Origin of the sequence: Anaerophaga thermohalophila str. Valhall (genome assembly GCF_000250735.1) — a bacterium.
In the GTDB taxonomy this organism is placed as follows: domain Bacteria; phylum Bacteroidota; class Bacteroidia; order Bacteroidales; family Marinilabiliaceae; genus Anaerophaga; species Anaerophaga thermohalophila_A.
Map to the genome: position 1 here is coordinate 1 of NZ_AHZV01000275.1, position 1,411 is coordinate 1,411.

The window sequence follows — 1,411 nt, forward strand, 5'->3', positions numbered from 1 at the left end:
TTTAGCCCTTATGTTTGTAATTGGTTAGTGCATAAGTTTCAGCCCACTAATATTTAAATTAGCGGGCGAAAACAAAAATCAGAAACTTATGCAAAAACAAAATTACAAATTAGATTTCAAAGGAAAGAACATTTATGTTGGGATAGATGCTCATTTAAAAAGCTGGCGGATTACAGTAATGGCTAACGGGGTTGTATGCAAAACATTTTCGCAAGACCCCTCAGCAAAGAAGTTAAGTGATTACCTGAACTTAAATTATCCTGGTGGGAATTATTTTTCCGCTTATGAAGCAGGATTTTGTGGGTTCTCTGCCCATAGGGAGTTGCACCGCTATAATATAAATAATATTGTAGTAAACCCCGCAGATATTCCGACCACAGATAAAGAGAAAAAACAGAAAGAAGATGGGCGTGATAGTCGAAAAATAGCACGATCTTTACAAAACGATGAACTAAAAGCTATTTGTGTGCCAAGTAAGAAGATAGAAGGATTAAGAAACTTAGTGAGGTATAGAAGAACCCTGGTTAAAGAAATTAACAGGTATAAATCCAGGACAAAATCCCTTTTATACTATCATGGATTAATAATACCCATTGAGTTGGAAAAAGGTTCAAAACATTGGTCCAAACGATATAGCAATTGGTTAAGATCATTAAATCTGGAAACAGAACACAGTAATTATACCCTTAAAAGTATCATAGAAACAGTTGAGCATTTAAGAGGTGAATTATTGCAAATAAACAGACGTTTACGTAAGTTAGAGAAAGAAGGGGAATATTCTCAAACTATTTCCTTGCTGAGAACAGTTCCCGGAGTTGCTCTAATTACGAGTTTGACCATAATTACAGAGATAGAAAGTATTGAAAGATTTTCAAATATAGACAAATTGTGCTCATTTGTAGGGTTAGTACCCAGTACTAATTCAAGTGGAGAGCACGAGAGAGTTGGAAACATTACGCCACGCAGCAATAGGCAGTTACGAAATATGTTAATTGAAAGTGCGTGGATAGCAATAAGACAAGATCCAGCTTTAATGATGCGTTATGGAGAACTTCGTCAACGGCTGGATTCTAACAAGGCCATAGTAAAAATTGCAAAGAAATTACTAAGCCGAATAAAATATGTGTTAAAACACAAAGTGCCTTATGAGAAAGGTATTGTTAAATAGAATTCATTTTCTTAAAAACAATCATCAGTTAGCGGAACTGTGATCAGACACTTGCAGCTTCTCAGTGAAGACTGTTTTATTTAGTCCACGGCCCGCACTATAAAAAAATGAAAAAGGAGATGCAACTGCATTTATGCAGATTGTTGATAGAAGGTTGTTTTTATAGAAATGAGTTCACGTATATAACCAAGAGCGACCGACGGTGACTATTTGTACCGAAGGTAAAGGAAAAAACTGTCGGGC

General features: G+C 35.7%; 1 protein-coding gene. It reads left to right on the forward strand.

Annotation, left to right across the window (positions count from 1 at the left end):
- The first annotated feature begins 88 nt into the window (after positions 1–88).
- Positions 89–1,168, forward strand: coding sequence for an IS110 family transposase (locus tag OQ5_RS0114565; RefSeq protein WP_016778191.1), 1,080 nt, complete (start codon positions 89–91; stop codon positions 1,166–1,168).
- Positions 1,169–1,411: the final 243 nt, after the last annotated feature.